Here is a 3,288-nt window from a genome sequence, read left to right as displayed (position 1 = left end):
GAACCCTGCTCATTTTTCAAAAATACGATTTGCAGGGCTTAGGTGGGTGTTTTTGTCTTTTTGAAACATAGCTGAAAGTATATCTTTCAATATTGTTTTTATCTTGACATATCACCGCTGGACTTTTGTATCAGTATATCATAAGCGGCGGGAAAGTCCCATAAAATAAATCAGATATAGAAAAAGGAGTGAAAACCATTGAAGTTTTGCAGAAAAGAAAAACAGGACTGCTGTCAGACAGAAGCAGGAGGCAAGAAAGGTCTGTGCCTGCTGAAGGGAATGGCAGTGGCAATGGCGGTGAGCTGCATTTTTTTCATTGCTTATGGCATTGTGCTGACCTATACGTCACTGGCAGAAAGCACCATCCCTATTGTCGCCCTGTGCTGCACGGCATTATCCGCAGGCATTGCTGGCTTTGACTGGGCAAAATGCATCAAACGCCGCGGGCTCATCTGGGGGCTTTTGGCAGGGCTGGTATACGGTCTTTTGCTGTGGGTAATCACCAGTTTTGGCAGCGGAGATTTTGCCCTGCACACCACTTTCTGGCGGATGATGGCAGTGGCTCTGGCTGGCGGCGCCGCCGGCGGACTGATGGGGATACACAAAATTTCTTGAAAAATACATCATTTCATGATATTTCATCTTTGCATCTCTTATATTTTGTGCTATACTATCAAAATAATAAAAGAAGAACGGTTTTTCTTTTTTCAGGGGCGAATAAAGGAAGAACCGTCTTTCTTTTGGAAAAAAACAGTTTCGCCAGTTTTGACGGACGGAAAGCAGGAGGAGAAAGATGAAAGCAAGAGGAAGAATCATGCTGGTGATTATGCTTGTCATCGCTGCAGCTTTGAGCTTTGTTTCCTACCAGGGGATCGGGGAAGGAAAAACACTCAGCGCCGGCAACATCAAGCAGGGTCTTGACCTGAGTGGTGGTGTGTATATCGTATACGAAGCGGACAAGGAAGATGTCACAGCAGAAGAAATGCAGGCGGCTGTTTCTTTGATCCAGGGGCGTATGGACTGGAACGGTTGGACAGAAGCAGAAGTTGCCCAGGAAGGCACAAATCGTATCCGTGTGGATATTCCTGGTGTGGAAAACGCGGAAGAAGCCATTCGTGAAATTGGACAGACTGCGCAGTTGTCCTTTGTGGATGAAACAGGCAAAGTATTGCTGACAGGTGATATGGTGGCAGACGCTACGAAACAGGTAGGTGCCATCAAACAGGGCGGCAATGCAGAACCTTATGTTGCACTGAAATTCAATGACGAAGGCAAACAGCTTTTCGCAGAAGCAACAGCGGCAAATATCGGCAAACCTATTTACATTGTGATGGACGGCGAAGTCATCAGCGCACCCATGGTGCAGTCTGCTATCACCACAGGGGAAGCATCCATTACAGGCAGTTTCACAGGGGAATCCGCCGAAGAACTGGCATCCCTCATTCGTGCCGGCTCTCTGCCTTTTAACTTGAATGTCATCCAGATGAAGAATGTAGGTGCAAGACTGGGTGCAGACGCATTGGCAACAGGCGTAAAAGCAGGTGCCATCGGTCTGGCACTGGTACTGATCTTCATGCTGGTGGTTTATAAAGTGCTGGGCTTTGCAGCAGACCTTGCGCTGATCATTTATGTAGGTCTGGAATTGATTCTGCTCAATGCCTTTAATATTACGCTGACACTGCCAGGTATCGCGGGTATCATCCTTTCTGTAGGTATGGCAGTAGACGCCAATGTCGTTATCTTTGAACGTCTGAAAGAAGAACTGGTACAGGGCAAGACACTTCGTGTTGCTATCAAAAACGGGTTCTCCCGTGCGCTGCCTGTTATCCTGGACGGTAACGTAACAACACTCATTGCGGCAGTGGTACTGTTCTTCCTTGGTTCCGGTACGGTAAAAGGTTTTGCAACTACATTGATCATGGGTATCATCATTTCCATGTTCACAGCTCTGGTAATCACAAGACTGATTGTAAACGGCTTGATGCAGGGCGGATGCAGCAATCCGAAGTATTATGGCATGCGCAGTAAGTAAGGAGGCGGAGCAGATGAAAATTGTAGAAAACAGAAAAAAAATCTTCGCCGCTTCTTTGATTGTCATCATCATCGGTTTTGCGGCAATGATCTTCAATGCCCAGGCAGGCAGAGGCGCTTTCCAGTATGACGTTGAATTTACCGGCGGTACCTCTTTCGACTTGGATTTGGGTCAGGATTATGAACAGGAAGATCTGCAGAAACTCATCACAGATGTAACAGGACAGGATAGTCCACAGATTCAGCAGGTTATCGGTACAAACGAAGCAACTGTAAAAATTCAGTCCATTGACAGTGCAACAAGAGAAACACTGACCAATGCCATTTTGGAAGCGTATCCCAACGCAGTCATGGGGGAAGTCAATGACGTCAGCGGTACTGTCAGCCATGAAATGCAGACAGCAGCCATCAAAGCAACACTCATTGCAGCTGTGGCAATGCTGCTGTATATTTCCCTGCGGTTCCACGATTTTCGCGCCGGCGGCAGTGCCATCATCGCCCTGCTTCACGACGTGCTTATCGTTCTGACAGCTTACGCGGTGTTCCGTATCCCGGTCAACAACACATTCATTGTCGTTCTGCTGACCATTCTGGGGTACTCCATCAATGCGACCATCGTTATTTTCGACCGTATCCGTGAAAATAAGAGCGCATTCCACGCAAATCAGACAGCGGAAAAAATCAACAAGAGCATCAGTCAGACACTGGCTCGTTCCATCAATACATCTCTGACCACATTCTTCACCGTTGGGGCAATTTATGTATTGGGTGTGCCTGCACTGAAAGAATTTGCACTGCCTATGATGATCGGTATTCTGGCAGGGGCATATTCTTCTGTCTGCATTTCCGGTTCTATTTGGTACGTATTGCTGCCTAAGAGCGAGAAATAATCGGAAAATAAAAAGATTGTATGAAAAGCAGGTCCTTATTCACAAAACATGGTGTTTTGTTGATTTCTGAATGGAACTGCAGCGAGGGTCTTTTGAAGAATAGATTCTTCATACAATTCAGGTAAAAAGAAGATAGCCGGAAACCCTTTTATGTTGGGGATTTCGGCTATCTTTGTTGGGTGCTTTAGCTTAACAAAACCCCTAGTTCTACTAGGGGTAAATAAAATACTTTAGTATATTTTTTTTGAATGATAATTACTATGGATTTACTAATTATCAAATGAAGGATAGATATGCAATATTAAATTAACATACTGTATTCTCAATTATAGTACCTGTTTACAGGTTGCAGTGCAAATAAATGCGA

General features: G+C 45.4%; 3 protein-coding genes. All 3 read left to right on the top strand.

Translation table 11 applies throughout. The annotated features are described in order from the left end of the window. Nucleotides 1–198: 198 nt before the first annotated feature. The gene (locus INF29_RS13875) at nucleotides 199–615 is read left to right on the top strand and encodes a TIGR04086 family membrane protein (protein ID WP_193487317.1); all 417 of its coding nucleotides are present in this window, start codon (nucleotides 199–201) and stop codon (nucleotides 613–615) included. A 178-nt stretch (nucleotides 616–793) separates the two neighbouring features. Next, nucleotides 794–2,032, top strand: a complete 1,239-nt coding sequence (gene secD / locus INF29_RS13870; protein WP_193487315.1) for a protein translocase subunit SecD — start codon at nucleotides 794–796, stop codon at nucleotides 2,030–2,032. A 13-nt stretch (nucleotides 2,033–2,045) separates the two neighbouring features. Next, nucleotides 2,046–2,921: a protein translocase subunit SecF gene (gene secF / locus INF29_RS13865; RefSeq protein ID WP_193487313.1), complete on the top strand. Its 876-nt coding sequence runs from the start codon at nucleotides 2,046–2,048 to the stop codon at nucleotides 2,919–2,921. The last annotated feature ends 367 nt before the right edge of the window (nucleotides 2,922–3,288 follow it).

Origin of the sequence: Anaerotignum lactatifermentans (assembly GCF_014982935.1) — a bacterium.
GTDB lineage: Bacteria > Bacillota > Clostridia > Lachnospirales > Anaerotignaceae > Anaerotignum > Anaerotignum lactatifermentans.
The sequence above is the reverse complement of the archived record's forward strand: the minus strand, read 5'-3'. Positions and strand labels throughout refer to the sequence as shown.